This is a genomic window from Cellulomonas cellasea (genome assembly GCF_006538745.1).
In the GTDB taxonomy this organism is placed as follows: domain Bacteria; phylum Actinomycetota; class Actinomycetes; order Actinomycetales; family Cellulomonadaceae; genus Cellulomonas_A; species Cellulomonas_A cellasea.
The window spans coordinates 327781-348911 of record NZ_BJLR01000030.1; the positions used below are offsets into that span (position 1 = coordinate 327781).

Genomic DNA, 21131 nt, shown 5'->3' on the forward strand with positions numbered 1-21131 from the left:
CGGCGTGCGCGCCCGGTGGAGCCGCTGTTCCGGGACCGGCGGGGCGCCGGGCTCGACGCGCCCGGCACGCAGGCCCGACGTAGCGTGAGGACCACACCCGACGACGTGGAGGCGACGATGACGGCACCGACGACGAACGAGGCGTCCGACGACGACCTGCAGACCATCGCCGCGATCGTGAAGGCCGCGAAGATCGCGCTCCTGACGACCACGACGCTCGACGGTCACCTGCACAGCCGCCCGCTCGCGGTGCAGGACGCCGACTACGACGGCGAGCTGTGGTTCTTCACGCAGGACCCGAGCCGCAAGGTCGACGACATCCGCACGCACCCGCAGGTCAACGCCGCGTTCGAGTCGGACAAGGGCTTCCTGTCGATCGCCGGGCGCGCGGAGGTCGTGCACGACCGGGCCAAGGTCGACGAGCTCTGGTCGCCGCAGATCTCCGCGTGGTTCCCCGACGGCAAGGACGACCCGACGGTTGCGCTGCTGCACGTCGTGCCCGAGTCCGCGGAGTACTGGAGCGACGACACCCCGAACGTCGCGAAGGTGTTCAAGATCGCGAAGGCGGCGGTCACCGGGGGCCAGCCGGACATCGGCGAGAACCGCTCGGTCGAGCTCTGACGGCGCCCGGCACACCAGCGGACCGCGCTCGGCACCGGGGGCGCCGCGAGGGACGACCAAGGTAAGGCAATCCTGCGTCTGCGCAGGTCAGGGCAGGCAAACCTGCGATGACAGATCGCGGCGAGGCTCCTACGGTGGCGTCATGACCACGCACCCGTCGCCCACGGTCCTGCCGTCGCTGCCCGTCTTCGACACCGAGTTCGCCTCGCGCCTCAACTGGCTGCGCGCGGGCGTCCTGGGCGCCAACGACGGCATCGTGTCGATCGCCGCCATGGTCGTCGGGGTCGCCGCCGCCACGCCGTCGGTCCCGGCGATCGCGATCGCCGGCGCCGCGGGGCTCGTCGCGGGCGCGCTGTCGATGGCCTCGGGCGAGTACGTCTCGGTGAGCAGCCAGCGCGACGCGGAGCGGTCCCGCGCGGGCGACGACGTGCCGCACCTGACGAGCGCGTGGCACGCCGCGGGCGCCTCGCTCGTCTCCTTCGTCGTCGGCGGGCTCGTCCCGCTGCTCGTCGTCCTGACCACCCCGGCCCCCGCGCGCGTGCCCGCGACGTTCGCGGCGGTCGTCGTCGCGCTCGCCCTCACCGGTGACGTCAGCGCGCGCCTCGGCGGGTCGGCGCCCGGGCCCGCGGTGCGCCGCAACGTGCTCGGCGGCGGCCTCGCGATGGCCGTCACGTACGGCGTCGGGCTCCTCGTCGGCATCGCGGTCTGACCGCGGGGCCGACGCGCCCGGTGCGCCCGGCGGTGCGCGGCCGTCGACCGGCGGACCCCGGCCAGTCGCAGGACCCCGCGGCCCACGGGACGCCCGCGCCGGCTGGCTAGGCTTCCGCCGTGGCACCCAAGAAGCCCGCACCGGCGGGCACCCCCGCCCTCGTCGCGCTCGCCGCGGCCGGCGTCGCGCACACCGCGCACCCGTACGAGCACGACCCCGCGAGCGACGTCGGCTACGGGCTCGAGGCGGCGCAGGCGCTCGGCGTCCCGCCCGAGCAGGTCTTCAAGACCCTCATGACCAGCGTCGACGGCGTGCTCACCGTCGCGGTCGTGCCCGTGACCGGCAAGCTCGACCTCAAGGCGCTCGCGCACGCCGCGGGCGGCAAGAAGGCCGTGATGGCCGAGCGCGCCGCCGCCGAGCGGGCGACGGGCTACGTCGTCGGCGGCATCTCGCCGCTCGGGCAGAAGTCCTCGCACCCGACCGTGCTCGACGAGACGGTCTGGCTGTTCGACACCGTGCTCGTCTCGGGCGGGCGACGCGGGCTCGACGTCGAGCTCGCGCCCGCGGACCTCGTGCGGCTCACGGACGCGACCGTCGCGGACATCGCGCGCGCCTGACGCGGTACCGACGACCCGGCCGCAAGCGCGGCGGCGGGCCACCCTCGCTCAGGTTCGGCGGCCCCGGGGTCAGCGGCCCGGCGCCGCGAACGGGCGCGACGTCGGGACGATCTCCTTGCCGAGCGGCAGCAGCGAGACGGGGATCAGCTTGAGGTTCGCGATGCCCATGGGGATCCCGATGATCGAGACGAACAGCGGCACGGCGGTCACGACGTGGCCGATCGCGAGCCAGATGCCCGCGACGAGCACCCACACGACGTTGCCGATCGTCGACCACGCGCCCGCGCCGGGCCTGTCGACGACCGTGCGCCCGAACGGCCACAGCACGTAGCTCGCGATCCGGAACGAGGCGATGCCGAAGGGGATCGTCACGACCAGCACGCAGCACACGACGCCTGCGGCGACGTAGCCGAGCGCGAGCCAGAGCCCCGCGAAGACGAGCCAGATCAGGTTGAGGAGCGTGTTCACGGCCCCACTGTCCCCCACCGCGGGGCGGTCCGGGATCCGGGAAGACCCCGGTCGGACCCCGGACCCGCGTGCGCGCGCCCCGGTCTAGGGTGTCCTGCCATGACCCTCGACGACGCGCGCGCCGGCGTGACCGCACGGCTGCGTCAGGTCCGTGCGCGGCTGCGCGAGGCGGAGAGCGCGGCCGGCCGCGACGCCGGGTCGGTCCGGCTGCTGCTCGCGACCAAGACCGTCCCGGCGGAGCTCGTGCGCGCGGCGGTCGAGGCCGACTCCGCGGACGTGCGCGCCGGCGGGCCGGGGGAACCGGTGCTGCTCGGCGAGAACCGCGTCCAGGAGCTCGTCGCCAAGGCGCCCGTGCTCGTGGACCTCGGGTCCGAGCTGCACCTCATCGGCCCGCTGCAGTCCAACAAGGTCAACCACGCGCTGCGCTGGGCGACGTGCGTCGAGAGCGTCGACTCGCTCGAGCTCGCGCGCCGGCTCTCCGAGCGCTGCGTCGGGACCGACCGCGAGCTCGACGTGCTCGTCCAGGTCAACGTCTCGGGTGAGCCGACCAAGCGCGGCGCCGTCCCCGAGGAGGCGTTCGAGCTCGCGACCGCCGTCGCGGCGCTCCCGGCGCTGCGCCTGCGGGGCCTCATGACGATCGGCGCCAACTCGACCGACCCGGACGTGGTCCGGGCCGGCTACGCGCTGCTGCGCTCGCTCCGGGACGACCTCGTCGGCTCCGGGGTGCCGGGGACCGCGGGGGCGACCGGCCTGTCGATGGGCATGAGCGGCGACCTCGAGCTCGCGGTCGCCGAGGGCGCGACCGTCGTGCGGATCGGCACCGCGGTGTTCGGCAGCCGGACGCTCTGACCCGTCCGCAGCGCGCGGCTGCGCGGGCGGGTCGTCGCCAGGTGGCGCCGGTGCAGCAGCTCCATGCGCCGCAGCGCACGCTCCAGCTCGTCCACGGCTCCCCCTCGATCTGCTCCCCCGCGCACCGCGCGCCGGTCCGGCCAGGCGGTGCGTCCTGTCCCTCGGGAGGAGCATCCCGGACCGACGCTGATACGCGGACGGCGCGCGGGGTGACGCGCGGGTGAAGATGTGGACCATGAACCCCGAGCCACGCACCCGCTTCCCGCGCTGGGTCTACGGGACGGGGTCGGAGCCGGACGCCCGCTTCTCGCTCGCGAACGAGCGCACGTTCCTGGCCTGGGTCCGCACGTCGCTCGCGCTGCTCGCGAGCGGGGTCGCCCTCGAGGCCCTCGCGGTGCCGGTCGAGCCGTGGGCCCGCTCCGCCGCCGCGCTCGTGCTCGTCGCCCTCGGGATCCTCGCCCCGGTGCAGGCGTGGGTCGGGTGGGCGCGCGCCGAGCGGGCGCTCCGGCTGGGCCGCCCGCTGCCGTCGCCGGTCCTGGCCGGCCCGCTCGGGCTCGGGCTGCTCGTGACCGGCGTGCTGCTGCTCGTGGGTCTGCTCGCGGCATGAGCGCCGCTCCCCCGCCCGGGCTCCAGCCGGAGCGCACGGCGCTCGCGTGGCGGCGGACCGCGCTGGGCCTCGCGACGGGCTCGCTCGTCGCCGGGCGGCTCCTGGCCCCCGGGCTCGGGCTGTGGGCGTGGTGGGTCGCCGCGGCCGGGGTCGTGCTCGCGGGGTCGCTCGCCGTCGTCGCACACCGGCGGTCCGGGCGCACGCACCGGGGCGGGCGGCTCGTGACGGCGTGCGCGGGCGTCGCGCTGCTGCTCGGGTTCGTCGCGGCGGCGTTCGTGCTGCGCGCCGCTGCCTGACCCGCGGGCTCCGCAGCCGCCCGCCGCCGCCTCCGCGGACCCGGGTGTCAAGGTCGCTTGACAGCCACCGGGGTGTCAAGCATCCTTGTCACCACCCGGAGTCAAGCACGCTTGACACCCCGCCGACCACCGGAGGCACCCCGTGACCCCGCTCGACACGTTGCAGGCGCTCGACGCCCCCGCCGTGACCGTCGCCGTCCTCGCCGCCGTCGCGCTCGCGCTCGTCGTCTCCGAGCCCGTGCTCGGCCGGCGCGAGCACCGCGCGTTCCTCGCCGAGCTCGCCCGCGACACCGCGCCCGCCGCCCAGGAGTCCGTGCGCGTGCGGCTCTACCGGCGGTGGTCGCGGCAGGGGTGGGCGTACGCCGTGGGCGCCGTCCTGCTCGTCGTCGCGCTCCCCGGCGTCGGCCTCGCCGACCTCGGGCTCGCGGCACCCGACCTCGACGGCCTGCCCGGCTCCGACGGGGGCTCGCTGAGCGGCTCGACGCTCGCCGGGTTCCTCGTCGGCGTGACGCTCGCCGTCGTCGCCTCCCTGCTGCTCGTGCGGTTCGTCGCCCGGCGGTCGGACCGCACCCCGGTCGCCGGAGCCGCCGCGGTCGAGCCGATGCTCCCTCGGACGCCCCGAGGCCGGCGCGGCTGGTCCGGGCTCGCGCTCGCCGCCGGCGTCACCGAGGAGGTGACGTTCCGCGGGCTGCTGATCCTGGCGATCGCGCTGCTCGCGCCGGGCGCCGAGCGCACGACGGTGCTCGTGGCCGCCGCCGTGCTGTTCGGGGTCGCGCACTGGTACCAGGGGCCGGTCGGGATTCTCGCGACCGGTGCTGTGGGCTTCGTGCTCGGCGGCCTCTACCTCAGCACCGGGAGCCTGCTCGTGCCGATGGTGCTGCACACGCTCGTCGACCTGCGCGTCCTGCTGCTGCCCGTGCCGCGGTCGTCCGCGGAGCCCGAGGCGGCCACCGGTGCCGACCGGCCCGCGCGGCCGCACGACGCCCCGGTGGCCTCGTGAAGAACGAGATCCGCCGGCTGCGCGAGGACGCGGGCCTCTCGCAGGCCGCGCTTGCCGAGGCCCTCAACGTGTCACGCCAGACCGTCAACTCGCTCGAGACCGGGCGCTACGACCCGTCGCTGCCGCTCGCCTTCGCCGTCGCCCGCTACTTCCGCACCACGATCGAGGAGATCTTCCATGACGAGGCGTGACCGCACCCCTGCCCAGCAGCGCACCGCGTGGCTGCTCGGCCTGCTCTCCGGCACCGTCGGCCTCGTCGCGCTCTACGCGGTCCTCGCCGTCCGCGCACCGGGCGACACCGCCGCCGGCGCACTCACGGGCGGGCTCACGGTGCTCCTGCTCGCGTGCGTCGCGCGGTGGCGCACCGTCCGGCGCGGGCGCACCGCGAGCACCGTGACGCGGATCGGCGGCGGCGCGCTCGACGAGCGCGACGACCACGTCCTGACCCGCACGCTGGCCGTTGTCGGGTATGTCGCGATCCTCGCGAGCGGCATCGCGTCGGCCGCGGTCATGGTCGGCGCGGACGCCGCCACCGTGGTCCGGGCGCTGCCGTTCGCGCTGCTCGGCACTCTCGGGATCACGTTCGTGGTCGTCGACCGCCGGTCCTGACCCGCCGCCGGTCGGCGCCCGCCGCAACGGCCCGGCCCAGGTGCCGGGCGGCGGGGTCAGCCCGAGCCGTGCCGAGCCCCACCCAGCGCGACCGGGTCAGCCCACGCGCGCCGGGCTGGCCCAGCCGAGCGCGGTGTCGACGAGCTCGACGCGGCGCAGGCTCGGCAGGTCGTCGAGCGGGACCCACTCCGCACGGTCGACCGGGCCCGACACCTCGTGCCGGAGCAGCCCGCCCACGACGCGGCCCGAGTACACGATGCGCAGCAGGTGCAGGTCGAGCGGTGCCGGGCGCGGCGGCGCGACCTGCGCACCGGTGCGCAGCGAGTCCACGCCGAGCAGGTCGCCGAGCTCGACGACGAGGCCCGTCTCCTGCAGCACCTCGCGGCGCGCCCCGTCGTCCGGCGGCTCACCGAAGACGAGCCCGCCGCCCGGCAGGGTCCACGCCGACCCCGCGGCGCCGTTCCACCGCATGAGCAGGACGCGACCGGCGTCGACGCACAGAGCGTAGGCCGAGACCCGGGTCAGACGCTCCGTCGCGCCGCCTCCCCGAGGGACCCTCATCGGCCGGCTCCGGCCGCGACACGGCGCGGCCGTCCGGGGCGGGCTGAGCGGTGCGCGTGCGGAAGGTGCACGTCCGCCGTCATGGGGCCTCCTGATGATCCGCCCCCCGACGGAGCGCCACGGTACCCGGGGCTCGTCGAGCGGGCAACGCGAGGGGCGCGGCCTCCCGCGGCCGCAGCGGTGCACGGAGATCGCCGCACCGGCGCCCGGCCGGACGCACGGAGCACGTGCCTCAGCCGCACATCGGGTCGTCGGGGTCGACGGCCGACTGCGTGGTGACCTCCGGTGCGGGGACGGGCGGCTCGGCGCCGGTGCCGGCGTCCGGCGGCGTCTGCCTCGTCCCGTCGTCGGGCGCGCCCGCCCCCGCGTCCGGGGCGACGGCCCCGCCGTCCGGCGTGCCGGTCACGGCGTCGGCCTCCTCGCCGGTGCCCGCCGCGGCGCCGTCGCCCGGGACCACCGGGGTCGCGGGGTCGACGAGCGGCAGGTCCAGCTGGAGCCGCTGCCAGACGAGGTCCGCGTCCGGCGTCCAGACCAGGTTCTTGCCGGAGGTGCCGTTCGGGACCGTCGCGAACGTGACGGCGGACGGCTGGAGCTCGCGCAGCGAGAGCGCGAGGCCCACGAGGTTGTCGGGCGCTCCGAGCTGGTCGGACGCGGTCAGCGACCGGGTCGCCGCGTCGAGGAACCCGTAGACGCTGCGCGGGCTCGTCAGCACCTCGGCGGAGAGGATCTTGCGGCTCATCGCGCCGACGAACTTCTGCTGGCGCGGGATGCGCTGGGTGTCGGAGTTGTCCGAGCCGGTGACGTAGCGCGCCCGCACGTAGTCGAGCGCCTGCTGGCCCACGAGGTCGTGCCAGCCGGCCGCGAGGTCAAGCTCGGTGTTGCCCTCGGTGTCGCGGATCGCCCGCGGCACGCACACCCGGACCCCGCCGATCGCGTCGACCATGCCCTGGAAGCCCGCGAAGTCGACCAGCAGGAACTCCGTCATCGACAGGCCGGTGTTCTCGGCGATCGTCGACAGCGTGCACGCGGCCGCGAGCCCCACGTCGCCGGTGTCCGCGCCGAGCGCGAACGCGGCGTTGAACTTGGCGCTGTGCGGGCGGGACATCGGCCCCTCGGGGTCGCGGTCGAGGTGGCACGCGGGGATCCGCACGTAGGAGTCGCGCGGGATCGACACGACCTCGACGCGGGTCCGGTCCGCGGAGACCTGCACGATCATGGTCGTGTCCGAGCGCATGCCCTCGTCCGCACCGCCGATGTCGGCGTTGACGCCGGTGCGGTCGTCCGAACCCAGCACGACGAACCGCACGGGCTGGCCCGCCCACGAGTCGCCCGGCGGGGGCGGCTCGGTCGCGCTCGCCGACGGCGCGGCGACCAGGTGGGAGATGTCGTCGACGCGCTCGACGTTGCCGTTGAGGCGCACCGCGGCGAGCCCCGCGGCCGAGCCGCCGAACGCCAGCACCGCGACGAGCCCGAGGCCCAGCACGCGCGCGACGGGGACGCGCGGCCCGTGCGACGCCGCGTGGCGAGGAGGGGCGGGGGGTGCGCCCTTCGGCGCTGCTCGACGTGCTCGGCTCACCCCGACACCGTAGGGAGTCCGGGGGTGCCGGTGGGGTCGCCTCGGGTGGGAGATGCGTGCAGATGCCGTGCGCGTGCCCGCCCCGGGGGTCGGGTGCCCGGACCGGCCTCCTCACCAGGGGTTACGGCACGCGCGCGGTCCACTCCGGGGTCCCGAACCGGGTCTCGACGAGGTGCGCCGCGCGCTCGAGCTCCGCGTCGGTGAGCGCGCCGTCGACCGTCCGGTACCGCGACCGGAAGTGCGCCTCGAACGCGGCGATGACGTCCGCGCGCGGCATCCCCGTCTGCGAGCGCACCGGGTCCACGCGCTTGTTGGCGCTCGTCGTGCCCTTGTCGGACAGCTTCTCGCGCCCGATGCGCAGCACCTCGAGCATCTTGTCCGCGTCGATGTCGTAGGCCATCGTCACGTGGTGGAGCACCGCGCCGCCCGCGAGGCGCTTCTGCGCGGCACCGGCGATCTTGCCCGCGGGCGAGGCGATGTCGTTGAGCCCGGCGTAGGACGCCTGCACCCCGACGTCGGCGAGCGCACCGAGCACCCAGTCGTCGAGGAACGCGTACGACTGCTCGTACGACAGCCCGTCGACGAGCGAGGCCGGGACCACGAGCGAGAACGTGATGCAGTTGCCCGCCTCCATGAACATCGCGCCGCCGCCCGAGACGCGGCGCACGACGGTGATCCCGTGCCGCTCGGCGGCCTCGGCGTCGACCTCGTTGCGCAGCGACTGGAACGAGCCGATGACGACCGCCGGCTCGACCCAGTCCCAGAACCGCAGCGTGGGCCCGCGCCGGCCCGCGACGAGCTCCTCGGCGAGGACCTGGTCGAGCGCGCAGTGCAGCGCGGGGTGCTGCGGGGGCATCCGCAGCAGCTCGAACGTGTGGTCGTGCCAGCTCGTGGCGTGGCCGAGGGCCCGGCGCACCGCGATCGCGACGGACTCCGTGGTGAACCCGACGAGCGTCACGCCCGGGTCGAGCGCACCGTCGATCGCCGCGGCGAGCTCCGCGACCGACGCGGTCGCGGGCCGGCCGAGCAGCGCGCCGCCGAGCCGGTCGAGCGCGTCGTCGGGCTCGAGGAAGAAGTCCCCGCTGACCCGCACGTCGGCGAGCGCCCCGTCCCGCACCGTCACGTCGGCCGCGACGAGCTTGCCGCCCGGGACCTTGTACTCGCCTCGCAGGACCGTCTCGTCGCTCACCACCTCACCCTATGGCGCCCTCGGCCGGCGTCTGCAGCGCGGCTGCCGCCTCCGACGCACGCCGCTGCACGATCCCCTCGAGCGCCGCGCCCTCCCCGAGCAGGTCGACGACCTCCGCGCGCCCGGCGCCGCCGATCACCTCGGCGTTCCAGGTCACGACGGCGTTGCCGACGAGCAGGTGCCCCCGGTACCCCGGCACCGTCGCGCCCTCGGCGGTGTGCTCGATCTCCTGCCAGAGCGACGGGAACCGGCCCTGCGCCTCGGTCGCGGGCTCCCCCGTCCACGACGCGCCGTCGACGCCCTGGTTGACCTGCGCGTACGCGGGGCACGAGTCGACGGTCGCGACGAGCGTGCGGAAGGCGTCCGCCGCGGCGCCCTGGTCGGCCACGACGACGACCTCCTGCCGCACGCGCACGGACGGCCCGTCCCAGCCCCGGACGTCGTAGACGACGGGGGGCGCGCTCACGACGGTCCGGGCGACCGTGCAGCGCTCCGGCTCGACGCGCGACCCCTCGGGGATCCCCCACGCCCACGGGAGCACCGGCCACGCCGCCAGCGGGTCGGCACCCGGCAGCGCCTCCTCGAGCTCCTCGCGCGTGAGCAGCAGCGTGGCCGCGGACGCGGCGTCGAACTGCGGCGCCTGCACGGTCGGCAGCACCGTCGGCGCCGCGGTCGTCGAGCCCGCGCTCACCGACGGCGACGGGAAGGGCAGCGGCCCCGCCGACGCCCACGGCCGGGCGGCGACACCGGAGGCACCGGCGAGCACGAGCAGCACGCCGACGACCCACCAGGGCCAGCGGCGCGCGCGCCGGTGCGGCGGGACCGCCGCGACGTCGACGGGCACGATGCACTCCTGCGGACGAGGGATGAGACTCCCTTGACCTTACGCTGACCGAGCGGTCGGCCGCAGTGCCGACGCCCGCACGGGCCCGGACCCTCGCCACCGAGCCCCCGCCGCGCGCCCGTCGGGCCCGAGGCTCCCGGTCCGGCGAGGCGCCCCGGCTCAGCTCGGGTCGACGCCGTGGTGGTAGAGGCCCCAGATCGCCGAGTCCGTGAGCGCCTCCCACGACGCCTCGAGCAGGTTCGGGCCGACGCCGACCGTGCTCCACGACGTCTGGCCGTCGCTCGACTCGATCAGCACGCGCGTGACCGCGTCGGTGCCGTGCATCGCGTCGAGGATGCGGACCTTGAAGTCGATGAGCTCGAACGACTCGAGCACCGGGTAGACCCGCACGAGCGCCTGCCGGAGCGCGTGGTCGAGCGCGTTGACCGGGCCGTTGCCCTCGCCGGTCGAGACGATGCGCTCCCCGCCGGCGTGCAGCTTGACGGTCGCCTCGGCCGTCGCCGGCACCCCGCGACCGCCGGCGCGCTCGACGATCGCGCGCCAGCTCTCGACCCGGAAGTACCCGGGCCGCCCACCGTTGAGCTCCTCGACGAGCAGGAGCTCGAACGACGCGTCGGCCGCGTCGTACGTGTACCCCTGCGCCTCCGCGTCCTTGACGCGCTTGGTGACGCGCGCGAGCAGCTCGCTCTGACCCGTGAGGTCGAAGCCGAGCTCACGGCCCTTGAGCTCGATCGCCGCGCGGCCGGCCATGTCCGAGATGAGCATGCGCATGTCGTTGCCGACGCGACGCGGGTCGATGTGCTGGTAGAGGTCCGGGTCGACCTTGATCGCGCTCGCGTGCAGCCCGCCCTTGTGCGCGAACGCGCTGGCGCCGACGTACGGCTGCCGGGCGAACGGGGCGATGTTGGTGATCTCGCTGATCGCGTGCGCGATGCGGGTCATCTCGGCCAGGCCGCCCTCGCCCTCGCCGTCGGCCGCGAGCAGCGTCCGGCCGTGCTTGATCTCGAGGTTCGCGACGACCGCGAGCAGGTCCGCGTTGCCCGTGCGCTCGCCGTAGCCGTTGACGGTGCCCTGGACGTGCTCGCAGCCCGCGCCGACCGCCGCGATCGAGTTCGCGACCGCGCAGCCCGAGTCGTTGTGCGCGTGCATCCCGAGGATCGCGTCGGGCCCGACGGCCGCGCGGGCCTCGGTGACGATCTCCGTGACCCAGTCGGGCAGCATGCCGCCGTTGGTGTCGCACAGCGCGACGACCTCGGCTCCCGCCTCGAACGCGCGGACCGCGGCCGAGAGCGCGTACTCGCGGTCGAAGCGGAACCCGTCGAAGAAGTGCTCGGCGTCGACGACGACCCGCCGCCCCTCGCGCACGAGCAGCGCGACGGTGTCGCCGATCATCGCGAGGTTCTCCTCGGCGGTCGTGCGCAGCGCGCGCTCGACGTGCCGCAGGTCGAACTTCGCGACGAGCGTGACGACCGGCGCCTGCGAGTCGATCAGCGCCCGCACCTGCGGGTCGTCCTCCGCGCGGATCCCGGGCTTGCGGGTCGACCCGAACGCGGCGAGCACCGCGTTCTTCAGGTCGAGCTCGGTGCGCGCCCGGGCGAAGAACTCGGTGTCCTTCGGGATCGCGCCCGGCCAGCCGCCCTCGATGAAGCCGACCCCGAGCTCGTCGAGCAGCGGCGCGATCGCGAGCTTGTCCGCGACGGAGAGGTTCATGCCCTCCTGCTGCGCGCCGTCGCGCAGGGTCGTGTCGTAGACGTGGAACGGGCGCGCGCCCTCGGTGCTGGGGTGGGTCACGATCGGCTCTCTCCGTGCGGTCGGTCGGACGTGCGTCGATCTCGGGGATCCGGCCGCGGGGAGCGGGTCCCGCCGGCGGGGTGGTGCCGGCCTGTCGTGTCAGGGTCGATCGACGAGCTGCCGGGCGGGGATGGTGCCCGACAACAAAAAGACCCCCCGAGGATGCGGGAGGTCGGCGCGTCTGCGGGTGGGCAGACGCGCTACACGATGATGAGGCTGAGCTGTGTCACGCGCCACATCATGCCACAGCGCCCCGGCGGCCCCTCGTCCCTCTCGCCCGCTGGACACCGGGCCGTCGCGAGGCCGCAGTCCGGCGGCCGAGATGCGCAGTCCGGCCGCCGAGATGCCGCGGCGGGGCCGACGGCGCGCCGTCGCGGCCGCCCGTGAGGGACGGCCGCGGCGGACGCGACCGACGCGCGGTCAGACCAGCCGGTGCATCCAGCCGTGCCGGTCGGCCGCGCGGCCGTACTGGATGTCCGTGAGCTCGGTGCGCAGGCGCGACGTGAGCGCGCCGGGCTCCCCGTCGGCCACGGTGTGCTCCCAGCCGCGCCCCGCGAGCCGGCCGATCGGCGTGATGACCGCGGCGGTGCCGCACGCGAAGACCTCGGTGATCGAGCCGTCCGCGAGGCCCGTGAGCACCTCGGCGAGCGGGATCCGCCGCTCCTCGACCCCGTGTCCGGCGTCGCGCGCGAGCTGCAGGATCGACGAGCGCGTGACCCCCTCGAGGATCGAGCCGGTGAGCTCGGGGGTCGCGACCGTGCCGTCGGCGCGGACCACGAAGACGTTCATCCCGCCGAGCTCCTCGAGCAGCGTGTTCGTCGCCGCGTCGAGGAAGCACACCTGGTCGTAGCCCTGCGCGGCCGCCTGGCGCTGCGGGAGGAGGCTCGCGGCGTAGTTGCCGCCGCACTTCGCGTCGCCCGTGCCGCCGGGACCGGCACGGTGGAACTCGTCGTCGACCCAGATCGACACCGGCTTCACGCCGCCGGCGAAGTACGGGCCGACGGGCGAGGCGATCACGAGGAACTCCGCCTCGAGCGTCGGGCGCACGCCCAGGAACGCCTCGGACGCGTACATGAACGGGCGCAGGTACAGGCTCGCCTCGTCGCCGGTCGGGACCCAGGCCCGGTCGGTCGCGACGAGCGCCGTGATCGCACCGAGGAAGTCGGCCTCCGACAGCACCGGCAGGGCGAGGCGGTGCGCCGAGCGGGCGAGCCGCGCGGCGTTGGCCCACGGGCGGAAGGTCCAGACGGAGCCGTCCGCGTGCGGGTACGCCTTGAGGCCCTCGAAGATCTCCTGGCCGTAGTGCAGGACCGCGGTCGCGGGGTCGAGCTGGAGCGGGCCGTACCGCTCGACCCGGCGGTCGTGCCAGCCGGTGCCGTCGGACCACGAGACACGTGCCATGTGGTCGGTGAAGACGGTCCCGAACTTCGGCGCCGCGGTCAGCGCGTCGCGCTCCGCGTCGGGGGTCGGGGTGTCCGTGGGGCGGATCTCGAACGTCGGCAGCTCGGTCGACGGGGACGTGTCGGTGCTCATGAGGGGGCCTTTCACCTGGGACGGTTCTGACGGTACCGGGTGAGACGGCCGGGTGGTCGGGGGGACGTGCACCGCGCGGCGGCCCGCTGGGGAGCGGGCCGTGCGCGGGTCAGCCGCTGATGCGCGCGGCGAGGTCCTTGCCCACCTCGGCCGTCGACCGTACTCGCCCGAGCGAGCCGCGCTCCGCCAGGTCGGCGGCGACGGCGCGCTCGACGGACGCCGCGGCGTCGGTCAGCCCGAGGTGGTCGAGCAGCATCGCGACCGACAGCACGGTCGCCGTGGGGTCGGCCTTGCCCTGACCCGCGATGTCCGGCGCGGAGCCGTGCACGGGCTCGAACATGCTCGGCGCGGTGCGGTCCGGGTTGATGTTCGCCGACGCGGCGAGGCCGATGCCGCCCGTGATCGCCGCGGCGAGGTCCGTGAGGATGTCGCCGAACAGGTTGTCGGTCACGATCACGTCGAAGCGCGACGGGTTCGTGACGAGGAAGATCGTCGCGGCGTCGACGTGCAGGTAGTCGACCGTGACGTCGGGGAACTCCGCGTTGACCGCGTCGACGGTGCGGCGCCACAGGTGCCCCGCGTGGACCAGCACGTTGTGCTTGTGCACGAGCGTGAGCTTCTTGCGCGGGCGCGACGCGGCGCGGGCGAACGCGTCGCGAACGACCCGCTCGACGCCGAACGCGGTGTTGACGCTGACCTCGTTGGCGACCTCGGCCGGGGTGCCGACGCGGATCGCGCCGCCGTTGCCGACGTACGGGCCCTCGGTGCCCTCGCGGACGACGACGAAGTCGACCTCGCCGGGGTTCGCGAGCGGCGACGTCACGCCCGGGTAGAGCCGGCCGGGGCGCAGGTTGACGTAGTGGTCGAGCGCGAAGCGCAGCTTGAGCAGCAGCCCCCGCTCGAGGACGCCCGAGGGGACCTGCGGGTCGCCGATCGCGCCGAGCAGGATCGCCTCGTGGCCACGGATCGCCTCGAGGTCGGTGTCCGTGAGCGTCTCGCCGGTCGCGTGCCAGCGGCGGGCGCCGAGGTCGAAGTCGGTGGTGCGCACGCTGACGTCGGTCCCCGACAGGGCCGCGTCGAGGGCCAGCAGGCCCTGCTCGACGACCTCGGTGCCGATGCCGTCGCCTGCGATCACTGCCAGCTCGATGGTGCGCGTCATGCGGCCACCCTAGCGGGGCGTCCCACGTGCCGGGACGCACATCTCACGCCTCGACACACGCCGAGGGCGGCGCCCCGGTGCGGGACGCCGCCCTCGGCGGACGTGCGGGTCGTGCGGGTCGTGCAGGTGCGTCGGGTCAGCGCGCGGCCGAGCCCTCGACGTAGTCGCCCTCGGTCGGCTTGACCCACGCGAACATCTTGCGCAGCTCGCGGCCCGTCGACTCGATCGGGTGCGCCTCGCCCTTGGCGCGGAGCTCCTGGAACTCCGGCGCGCCGGCGTCCTGGTCGTCGATGAAGCGCTTCGCGAACGCGCCGTTCTGGATGTCCGCGAGGACGGCCTTCATGTTCTCCTTGACGCTCGGGTCGATGACCCGCGGGCCCGAGACGTAGTCGCCGTACTCGGCGGTGTCGGAGACGCTCCAGCGCTGCTTGGCGATGCCGCCCTCGACCATGAGGTCGACGATGAGCTTGAGCTCGTGCAGGACCTCGAAGTACGCGACCTCGGGCTGGTAGCCGGCCTCGGTCAGCGTCTCGAAGCCGTACTGGACGAGCTGCGACGCGCCGCCGCACAGCACGGCCTGCTCGCCGAAGAGGTCCGTCTCGGTCTCCTCGGTGAACGTGGTCTTGATCCCGCCGGCACGCAGGCCGCCGATGCCCTTGGCGTAGGAGAGCGCGAGCTCCCACGCGCTGCCCGACGCGTCCTGCTCGACCGCGACGATGACCGGCACGCCGCGCCCGTCCGCGTACTCGCGGCGCACGATGTGGCCCGGGCCCTTGGGGGCGACCATGACGACGTCGTGGCCGGCCTCGGGGGTGATGTAGCCGAAGCGGATGTTGAAGCCGTGCCCGAAGACGAGCGCCGCGCCGTCCTTGAGGTTGGGGGCGATCTCGTCGCGGTACAGGTGACGCTGCACCTGGTCGGGCGCGAGGATCACGACGACGTCGGCACCCTGGACGGCCTCGACGACGGGCAGGACCTTCAGGCCCTCGTTCTCCGCCTTGACGCGCGAGCTCGAGCCCTCGCGCAGGCCGACCGTGACGTCGACGCCCGAGTCGCGCAGGTTCAGCGCGTGCGCGTGCCCCTGGCTGCCGTAGCCGATGACGGCGACCTTCTTGCCGGCGATGAGGGACAGGTCAGCGTCGTCGTCGTAGAACAGCTCAGCCACGGTCGATCTCCTTGTTGGTGGGGGGTCGTGCAGAAGCGTAGGACGAGGTCGGGCGGGAGGGCGGCGGGTCAGGCGGTGCGGGAGACCCGCTCGAGCGCGCGGTCGGTGATCGAGCGCGAGCCGCGGCCGATCGCCACGGTGCCCGACTGGACGATCTCGCGGATCCCGAACGGCTCGAGCGCGTTGAGCAGCGCCGTGAGCTTCGACGGGCTGCCCGTGGCCTCGATCGTCACCGCGTCGGGCACGACATCGACGACGTGCGCGCGGAACAGCTGGACGACCTCGAGCACGTGCGTGCGCTGCGCGGCCTCGGCGCGGACCTTGACGAGCAGCAGCTCGCGCTGCACCGACGACGCGTCCTCGAGCTCGACGATCTTCAGGACGTTGATCAGCTTGTTGAGCTGCTTCGTGACCTGCTCGAGCGGCAGGGCCTCGACGTCGACGACCACCGTGATGCGCGAGATCTCGTCGTGCTCGGTCGGTCCGACCGCGAGCGAGTGGATGTTGAACGAGCGACGGGCGAACAGCCCCGCGACGCGCGTGAGCACGCCGGGCTTGTTCTCGACGAGCACCGACAGCGTGTGCCTGCTCATGCTGCACCTTCTCCAGGGGTCGACGGGGTCGTGACGGGGGCCGGCGTGCGCGGGCCGCTGGGGACGGGACGGGGCATCAGTCCTCCCGGTCCCACGCCGGGGAGATCCCGCGCGCGTACTGGATCTCGTCGTTGCTGACCCCGGCCGAGACCATGGGCCACACCATCGCGTCGCGCGAGACCGTGAAGTCGACCACGACGGGCTGGTCGTCGATCTCCATGGCCCGCTTGATCGTCGCGTCGACGTCGGCCTTCGTCTCGCACCGCAGCCCCACGCAGCCGTAGGCCTCGGCGAGCTTGACGAAGTCGGGGACGCGCACGGTGCCGTGCCCGGTGTGCAGATCGGTGTTCGAGTAGCGCGACTCGTAGAACAGCGTCTGCCACTGGCGCACCATGCCGAGCGAGGAGTTATTGATCACCGCGACCTTGATCGGGATCTCGTTGATCGTGCAGGTCGCGAGCTCCTGGTTCGTCATCTGGAAGCAGCCGTCGCCGTCGATGGCCCACACCGTGCGGTCCGGCTCCCCGACCTTGGCGCCCATGGCCGCGGGCACCGAGAAGCCCATCGTGCCGAGCCCGCCCGAGTTGAGCCACGAGTTCGGGCGCTCGTACCGGATGAACTGCGAGGCCCACATCTGGTGCTGGCCGACGCCCGACGCGAAGATCGACTCCGGCCCGGAGATCTCGCCGATCCGGCTGATGACGTGCTGCGGGGCGAGGTGGCCGTCGTCGGGCTCGTCGAAGCCGAGCGGGAACGTCTCGCGCCACGTGTCGACCTGCTTCCACCAGCCCTCGAGGTCCGGGCGGCCGTGCTGCGCGTGCTCCTTGACGAGCTCGGGCAGCAGGTCGGCGAGGACCTCCTTGAGGTCGCCCACGATCGGCACGTCCGCGGCGCGGTTCTTGCCGATCTCGGCGGGGTCGATGTCGGCGTGCACGATCGTCGCGCCGGGCGCGAAGCTCGACAGCTTGCCGGTCACCCGGTCGTCGAAGCGCGCGCCGAGGCTCACGATGAGGTCGGCCTTCTGCAGCGCGGCGACCGCGGCCACCGTGCCGTGCATGCCGGGCATCCCGAGGTGCTGCGGGTGGGAGTCGGGCAGCGCGCCGCGGGCCATGAGCGTCGTCACGACGGGGGCGCCCGACGCGTCGACGAGCTTGCGCAGGGCCTCCGACGCGCGCGAGCGGATCACGCCGCCGCCCACGTAGAGCACGGGGCGGCGGGCCGTCGCGAGCAGGCGGGCCGCCTCGCGGATCTGCTTGGCGTGCGGCTTCGTGACCGGGTGGTAGCCGGGGAGCTTGAGCTCCTGCGGCCACGAGAAGGTCGTGTCGGTCTGCATCGCGGACTTGGCGATGTCCACGAGCACCGGGCCCGGGCGGCCCGTCGACGCGATGTGGAACGCCTCGGCGATCACGCGCGGGATCTCGTCGGGGTCGGTCACGAGGTAGTTGTGCTTCGTCACCGGGAGCGTGATGCCGACGATGTCGGCCTCCTGGAACGCGTCCGTCCCGATGAGCGACGCGCCGACCTGCCCGGTGATCGCGACGAGCGGGATCGAGTCCATGTGCGCGTCGGCGATCGGGGTCACGAGGTTCGTCGCGCCCGGCCCGGACGTCGCCATGCACACGCCGACCCTCCCGGTCGCGTGCGCGTACCCCTGGGCCGCGTGCCCGCCGCCCTGCTCGTGGCGCACGAGGATGTGCCGCACGCGCTTGGAGTCCATGAGCGGGTCGTACGTGGGCAGGATCGCGCCACCCGGGATGCCGAAGACGACCTCGACGCCGGCCTCCTCGAGCGAGCGGACGATCGACTGGGCACCCGTGACGCGCTCGGGGCCGACGGCGACGTCGCGGCGGACGGCATCGGTGCCGCGCGGGTCGGCGGACGCGCGCACGGAGGCCGGCGTGGCCGGCGTACGCGGGGGTGCCGGGTGGGGGCCCTGGACCATCGGTTTCTCCCTGGCTTCGGTGCTGGTGGAGCTCGGGTCGTGCTGGTCGTGCTGGTCGTGCGGTGCGTCGCGCCGGTGCGGTGCGCGGCGGCAGCCGCTCCGACATAGAAAAACCCCTCGGCCCGGTACGGGCTGGACGAGGGGTGAGCGCGCGACGAGACCTGGGACGAGGTCGCCTCAGCCGGCGCGCTCGGGTACTACGAGGAGGATCGTCTGCACCTTGGGGACTGTACGCCGGAGCCGCGGGGATGTCACCTCGCGTTCCGGCGCGTCTCGCATCGTGGTTCACGAGTCCGCGGGTCGGACGCTGCTGCGGTCGGCGGCCACCGGAGCGCGCGGCGGCCGGCGACGCTGAGCCACGCCGCGCGCGGGCGGCCTGGCCCGCCCGAGCACAGCCGGCGACCCACCGGCCCGGCTCAGCAGCAGCGCGACCCCGGGTGCCGGGCGGTGTGCGCGTGCCGCTCGCGCCAGTACTCCCCCACGTCGAGCGGCGTGGCCCCCGGGGACGTACGGGCGAGGTGCGCGACGTAGCGCGCGTGGTCGTCGTCCCCGAGCAGCGCGCCCACGTACCAGCGCACCGCCCGCCACGCCCGTGCCGCACGCGCGCCCAGCCGCGCCGGCCGGTCCGCCCGACCGGCAGGGCGGGGACGGGACGCGAGCCCGGGGACCACCTCGCCCGCCGCGCTCACCCGTGCACCCCCGCCCGGGCCGGGCGCGGACCCTCGGCGTCCCACAGCGCCTGGATCTCGCGCTCCGCGTCCGTGGGGACCATGCCGGTCGGCGCGAAGATCTGCGACGGCACGTCGGGCTCCTCGCTCGTGGGCAGCCCGCCGGCGCGCACCGCGCGCACGCAGACCACGGCGGCCGCCAGCACGGTGACCAGCACGAGCGCCGCGAACAGGATCGACAGCGTGCCCTGCACCGCGGTGTTCCGGATCACGGCGTCCATCGCCTCGGGCGTCGCGGCCGAGCCGAACGACTCCTCGCCGGCGTCGCGGGCCGCACGGAACGCGTCGTGCTGCGCCCAGTACCCGAGCCGCGGGTCGGTCGAGAAGATCTTCTGGTAGGACGCGGTCATCGTGACCACGAGGTCCCACACGAGCGGCAGCCCCGGGATCCAGGCCCACCGGAACAGGCCCTTCTTGACCACGACGGTGAACACGACCGAGAGCGCGATCGCCGCGAGCAGCTGGTTCGCGATCCCGAACAGCGGGAACAGCGTGTTGATCCCGCCGAGCGGGTCCGTGACGCCCATGAGCAGGATCGCGCCCCACCCGGCGACCACGAGCGCCGAGCACAGCCACGCCCCGACGCGCCACGACGGGTCCCGGAACCGCTTCGCAGGCCCGCCGAGGTTGCCGAGCGAGTCCGAGAGCATGAAGCGCGCGACGCGGGTGCCGGCATCGACCGTCGTGAGGATGAACAGCGCCTCGAACATGATCGCGAAGTGGTACCAGAACGACGCGAGCGACGAGCCGCCGATCGCGCTCGCGAGCACCTGCGCCATGCCGAACGCGAGCGTCGGGGCCCCGCCGGTGCGGGAGATGATCGACTCCTCGCCGACGTTCTCGGCCGCGCCGGCGATCTCGCCGGGGCTGATGTCCGGGCCACCGAGCCCGAGCCCGTTGACGTAGGCGGCCGCCGCCTCGGGCGTCCCGCCGGTCAGCGCCGTCGGGGCGTTCATCACGAAGTAGAGGTGCTGGTCGATGACGACCGCCGTGACGAGCGCCATGATCGCGACGAACGACTCCGTCATCATGCCGCCGTACCCGATGAGCCGGGCCTGGCTCTCCTTCTCGAGGAGCTTGGGCGTCGTGCCGGACGCGATGAGCGAGTGGAACCCGGACAACGCGCCGCACGCGATCGTGATGAACAGGAACGGGAAGAGCGACCCCGCGAACGCCGGGCCGTTGCCCTCGAGCGCGAACGAGGACACCGCGGGCGCCTGGACCTCGGGGCGCACGAGCAGGATGCCGACCGCGAGCAGGACGATCGTGCCGACCTTCATGAACGTCGACAGGTAGTCGCGCGGCGCGAGGAGCAGCCACACGGGGAGCACCGAGGCGGCGAACCCGTAGGCGACGAGCAGCCAGGCGATCGCGACCTTGGAGAGCGTGAACCAGTCCTGGCCCCAGTCGGTCTCGGCGACCCAGCCGCCCGAGACGATCGCGAGCAGCAGCAGCACGAGCCCGATGAGCGAGACCTCGCTGACCCGGCCGGGACGCAGGAACCGCAGGTAGACGCCCATGAACAGCGCGATCGGGATCGTCATGGCGATCGAGAAGATGCCCCACGGGCTCTCGGCGAGCGCGTTGACGACCACGAGGCCGAGCACCGCGATGATGATGATCATGATGACGAAGACGCCGACGAGCGCCGCGATGCCGCCGACGCGGCCGAGCTCGTCGCGCGCCATCTGACCGAGGCTGCGCCCGCGGCGGCGGACCGAGATCGACAGCACGAGGAAGTCCTGGACCGCGCCGCCGAGCACGCAGCCGATGACGATCCACAGCGTCCCCGGCAGATAGCCCATCTGCGCCGCGAGCACGGGGCCGACGAGCGGGCCGGCGCCGGCGATCGCCGCGAAGTGGTGGCCGAACAGCACGCGCCGGTCGGTCGGCATGAAGTCCTTGGCGTTCTCGTACCGCTCCGCGGGCGTCGCCCGGTCGTCGCGCGGGCGGACGATCTTCCGCTCGACGAAGCGCGCGTAGAACCGGTAGGCCACCGCGTACGTGCAGACCGCCGCGACGACGAACCACACCGCGTTCACGGTCTCCCCGCGCACGACCGCGATGACGGACCACGCGACGGCGCCGAGCAGCGCGATCACCGCGAACACGATCTTCGAGCGGACCGGCATGGGCCGCCGGTCGATCACCCCGACGGGGAGCGCCCCCTCCTCGGTGCGCAGCACCTCGACTCCGGACGCGTCGGACATGGGCCCTCCCGGGACGCTCGCGCCACGCGCCCCGAGCCCCCTGGCCCGCGTCGGCAGCGACGTG

The 21131-nt window shown here is 74.3% G+C and carries 22 protein-coding genes; 9 read left to right on the top strand and 13 right to left on the bottom strand.

The window, feature by feature from the left end; genetic code table 11:
* Positions 1-117 precede the first annotated feature (117 nt).
* From CCE01nite_RS16740 to ybaK, 3 genes are all read left to right on the top strand, one after another.
* Positions 118-621 (top strand): pyridoxamine 5'-phosphate oxidase family protein, encoded by a 504-nt coding sequence (locus tag CCE01nite_RS16740; protein WP_052104216.1) that lies wholly within the window; start codon positions 118-120, stop codon positions 619-621.
* A 142-nt stretch (positions 622-763) separates the two neighbouring features.
* Positions 764-1330, top strand: a complete 567-nt coding sequence (locus CCE01nite_RS16745) for a VIT1/CCC1 transporter family protein (protein ID WP_034631283.1) — start codon at positions 764-766, stop codon at positions 1328-1330.
* A 119-nt stretch (positions 1331-1449) separates the two neighbouring features.
* Entirely contained in the window at positions 1450-1947 is a 498-nt protein-coding gene (gene ybaK / locus CCE01nite_RS16750; RefSeq protein ID WP_141372710.1) for a Cys-tRNA(Pro) deacylase, read from the top strand.
* A 69-nt stretch (positions 1948-2016) separates the two neighbouring features.
* Here ybaK and CCE01nite_RS16755 read toward each other — a convergent pair whose 3' ends face one another.
* Entirely contained in the window at positions 2017-2415 is a 399-nt protein-coding gene (locus CCE01nite_RS16755) for a YccF domain-containing protein (protein ID WP_141372711.1), read from the bottom strand.
* 99 nt (positions 2416-2514) lie between these two features.
* On the opposite strand from CCE01nite_RS16755, the gene CCE01nite_RS16760 reads away from it, so the two are divergent.
* The 6 genes from CCE01nite_RS16760 (at position 2515) to CCE01nite_RS16785 (ending at position 5776) form a co-directional block, all read left to right on the top strand.
* A complete protein-coding gene (locus CCE01nite_RS16760; protein WP_141372712.1) occupies positions 2515-3264 on the top strand; it encodes a YggS family pyridoxal phosphate-dependent enzyme in 750 nt (249 codons plus the stop codon).
* Positions 3265-3499: 235 nt separating this feature from the next.
* Entirely contained in the window at positions 3500-3871 is a 372-nt protein-coding gene (locus CCE01nite_RS16765) for a YidH family protein (protein ID WP_141372713.1), read from the top strand.
* Complete coding sequence (locus CCE01nite_RS16770; RefSeq protein WP_141372714.1) at positions 3868-4167, top strand: DUF202 domain-containing protein; 300 nt, start codon at positions 3868-3870, stop codon at positions 4165-4167. The genes CCE01nite_RS16765 and CCE01nite_RS16770 overlap by 4 nt, the downstream gene beginning before the upstream one ends.
* Before the next feature lie 142 nt (positions 4168-4309).
* Complete coding sequence (locus CCE01nite_RS16775) at positions 4310-5167, top strand: CPBP family intramembrane glutamic endopeptidase (RefSeq protein WP_052103773.1); 858 nt, start codon at positions 4310-4312, stop codon at positions 5165-5167.
* The gene (locus CCE01nite_RS16780; protein ID WP_034627080.1) at positions 5164-5358 is read left to right on the top strand and encodes a helix-turn-helix transcriptional regulator; all 195 of its coding nucleotides are present in this window, start codon (positions 5164-5166) and stop codon (positions 5356-5358) included. Before CCE01nite_RS16775 ends, CCE01nite_RS16780 begins: the two co-directional genes overlap by 4 nt.
* Positions 5345-5776, top strand: a complete 432-nt coding sequence (locus tag CCE01nite_RS16785; RefSeq protein WP_034627083.1) for a hypothetical protein — start codon at positions 5345-5347, stop codon at positions 5774-5776. Before CCE01nite_RS16780 ends, CCE01nite_RS16785 begins: the two co-directional genes overlap by 14 nt.
* A gap of 96 nt (positions 5777-5872) precedes the next feature.
* Here CCE01nite_RS16785 and CCE01nite_RS16790 read toward each other — a convergent pair whose 3' ends face one another.
* The 12 genes from CCE01nite_RS16790 to CCE01nite_RS16845 form a co-directional block, all read right to left on the bottom strand.
* The gene (locus CCE01nite_RS16790) at positions 5873-6337 is read right to left on the bottom strand and encodes an NUDIX domain-containing protein (RefSeq protein ID WP_052103776.1); all 465 of its coding nucleotides are present in this window, start codon (positions 6335-6337) and stop codon (positions 5873-5875) included.
* 232 nt (positions 6338-6569) lie between these two features.
* Positions 6570-7913, bottom strand: coding sequence for an LCP family protein (locus tag CCE01nite_RS16795; RefSeq protein WP_141372715.1), 1344 nt, complete (start codon positions 7911-7913; stop codon positions 6570-6572).
* Positions 7914-8034: 121 nt separating this feature from the next.
* The gene (gene lplAB / locus CCE01nite_RS16800; protein ID WP_034627123.1) at positions 8035-9084 is read right to left on the bottom strand and encodes a lipoate-protein ligase LplAB; all 1050 of its coding nucleotides are present in this window, start codon (positions 9082-9084) and stop codon (positions 8035-8037) included.
* Positions 9085-9106: 22 nt separating this feature from the next.
* Positions 9107-9946 carry a sensor domain-containing protein gene (locus CCE01nite_RS16805; protein ID WP_034627088.1) on the bottom strand — a complete coding sequence of 280 codons (840 nt, stop codon included), beginning with the start codon at positions 9944-9946 and terminating at the stop codon, positions 9107-9109.
* A gap of 159 nt (positions 9947-10105) precedes the next feature.
* On the bottom strand, positions 10106-11737 hold the full coding sequence (gene cimA / locus CCE01nite_RS16810; RefSeq protein ID WP_034627092.1) for a citramalate synthase: 1632 nt from the start codon (positions 11735-11737) through the stop codon (positions 10106-10108).
* A gap of 420 nt (positions 11738-12157) precedes the next feature.
* Positions 12158-13270: a branched-chain amino acid aminotransferase gene (locus CCE01nite_RS16815; protein WP_034627096.1), complete on the bottom strand. Its 1113-nt coding sequence runs from the start codon at positions 13268-13270 to the stop codon at positions 12158-12160.
* A gap of 109 nt (positions 13271-13379) precedes the next feature.
* Entirely contained in the window at positions 13380-14429 is a 1050-nt protein-coding gene (locus CCE01nite_RS16820) for a 3-isopropylmalate dehydrogenase (protein ID WP_034627099.1), read from the bottom strand.
* A gap of 136 nt (positions 14430-14565) precedes the next feature.
* The gene (ilvC, locus tag CCE01nite_RS16825) at positions 14566-15594 is read right to left on the bottom strand and encodes a ketol-acid reductoisomerase (RefSeq protein ID WP_034627103.1); all 1029 of its coding nucleotides are present in this window, start codon (positions 15592-15594) and stop codon (positions 14566-14568) included.
* Positions 15595-15662: 68 nt separating this feature from the next.
* Entirely contained in the window at positions 15663-16187 is a 525-nt protein-coding gene (gene ilvN / locus CCE01nite_RS16830; protein WP_034627111.1) for an acetolactate synthase small subunit, read from the bottom strand.
* A gap of 76 nt (positions 16188-16263) precedes the next feature.
* On the bottom strand, positions 16264-18129 hold the full coding sequence (locus CCE01nite_RS16835; protein ID WP_034627114.1) for an acetolactate synthase large subunit: 1866 nt from the start codon (positions 18127-18129) through the stop codon (positions 16264-16266).
* A 416-nt stretch (positions 18130-18545) separates the two neighbouring features.
* On the bottom strand, positions 18546-18818 hold the full coding sequence (locus CCE01nite_RS16840) for a YbdD/YjiX family protein (RefSeq protein ID WP_246056637.1): 273 nt from the start codon (positions 18816-18818) through the stop codon (positions 18546-18548).
* Positions 18815-21067, bottom strand: a complete 2253-nt coding sequence (locus tag CCE01nite_RS16845) for a carbon starvation CstA family protein (protein WP_034627129.1) — start codon at positions 21065-21067, stop codon at positions 18815-18817. Before CCE01nite_RS16845 ends, CCE01nite_RS16840 begins: the two co-directional genes overlap by 4 nt.
* Between the last annotated feature and the right edge of the window lie 64 nt (positions 21068-21131).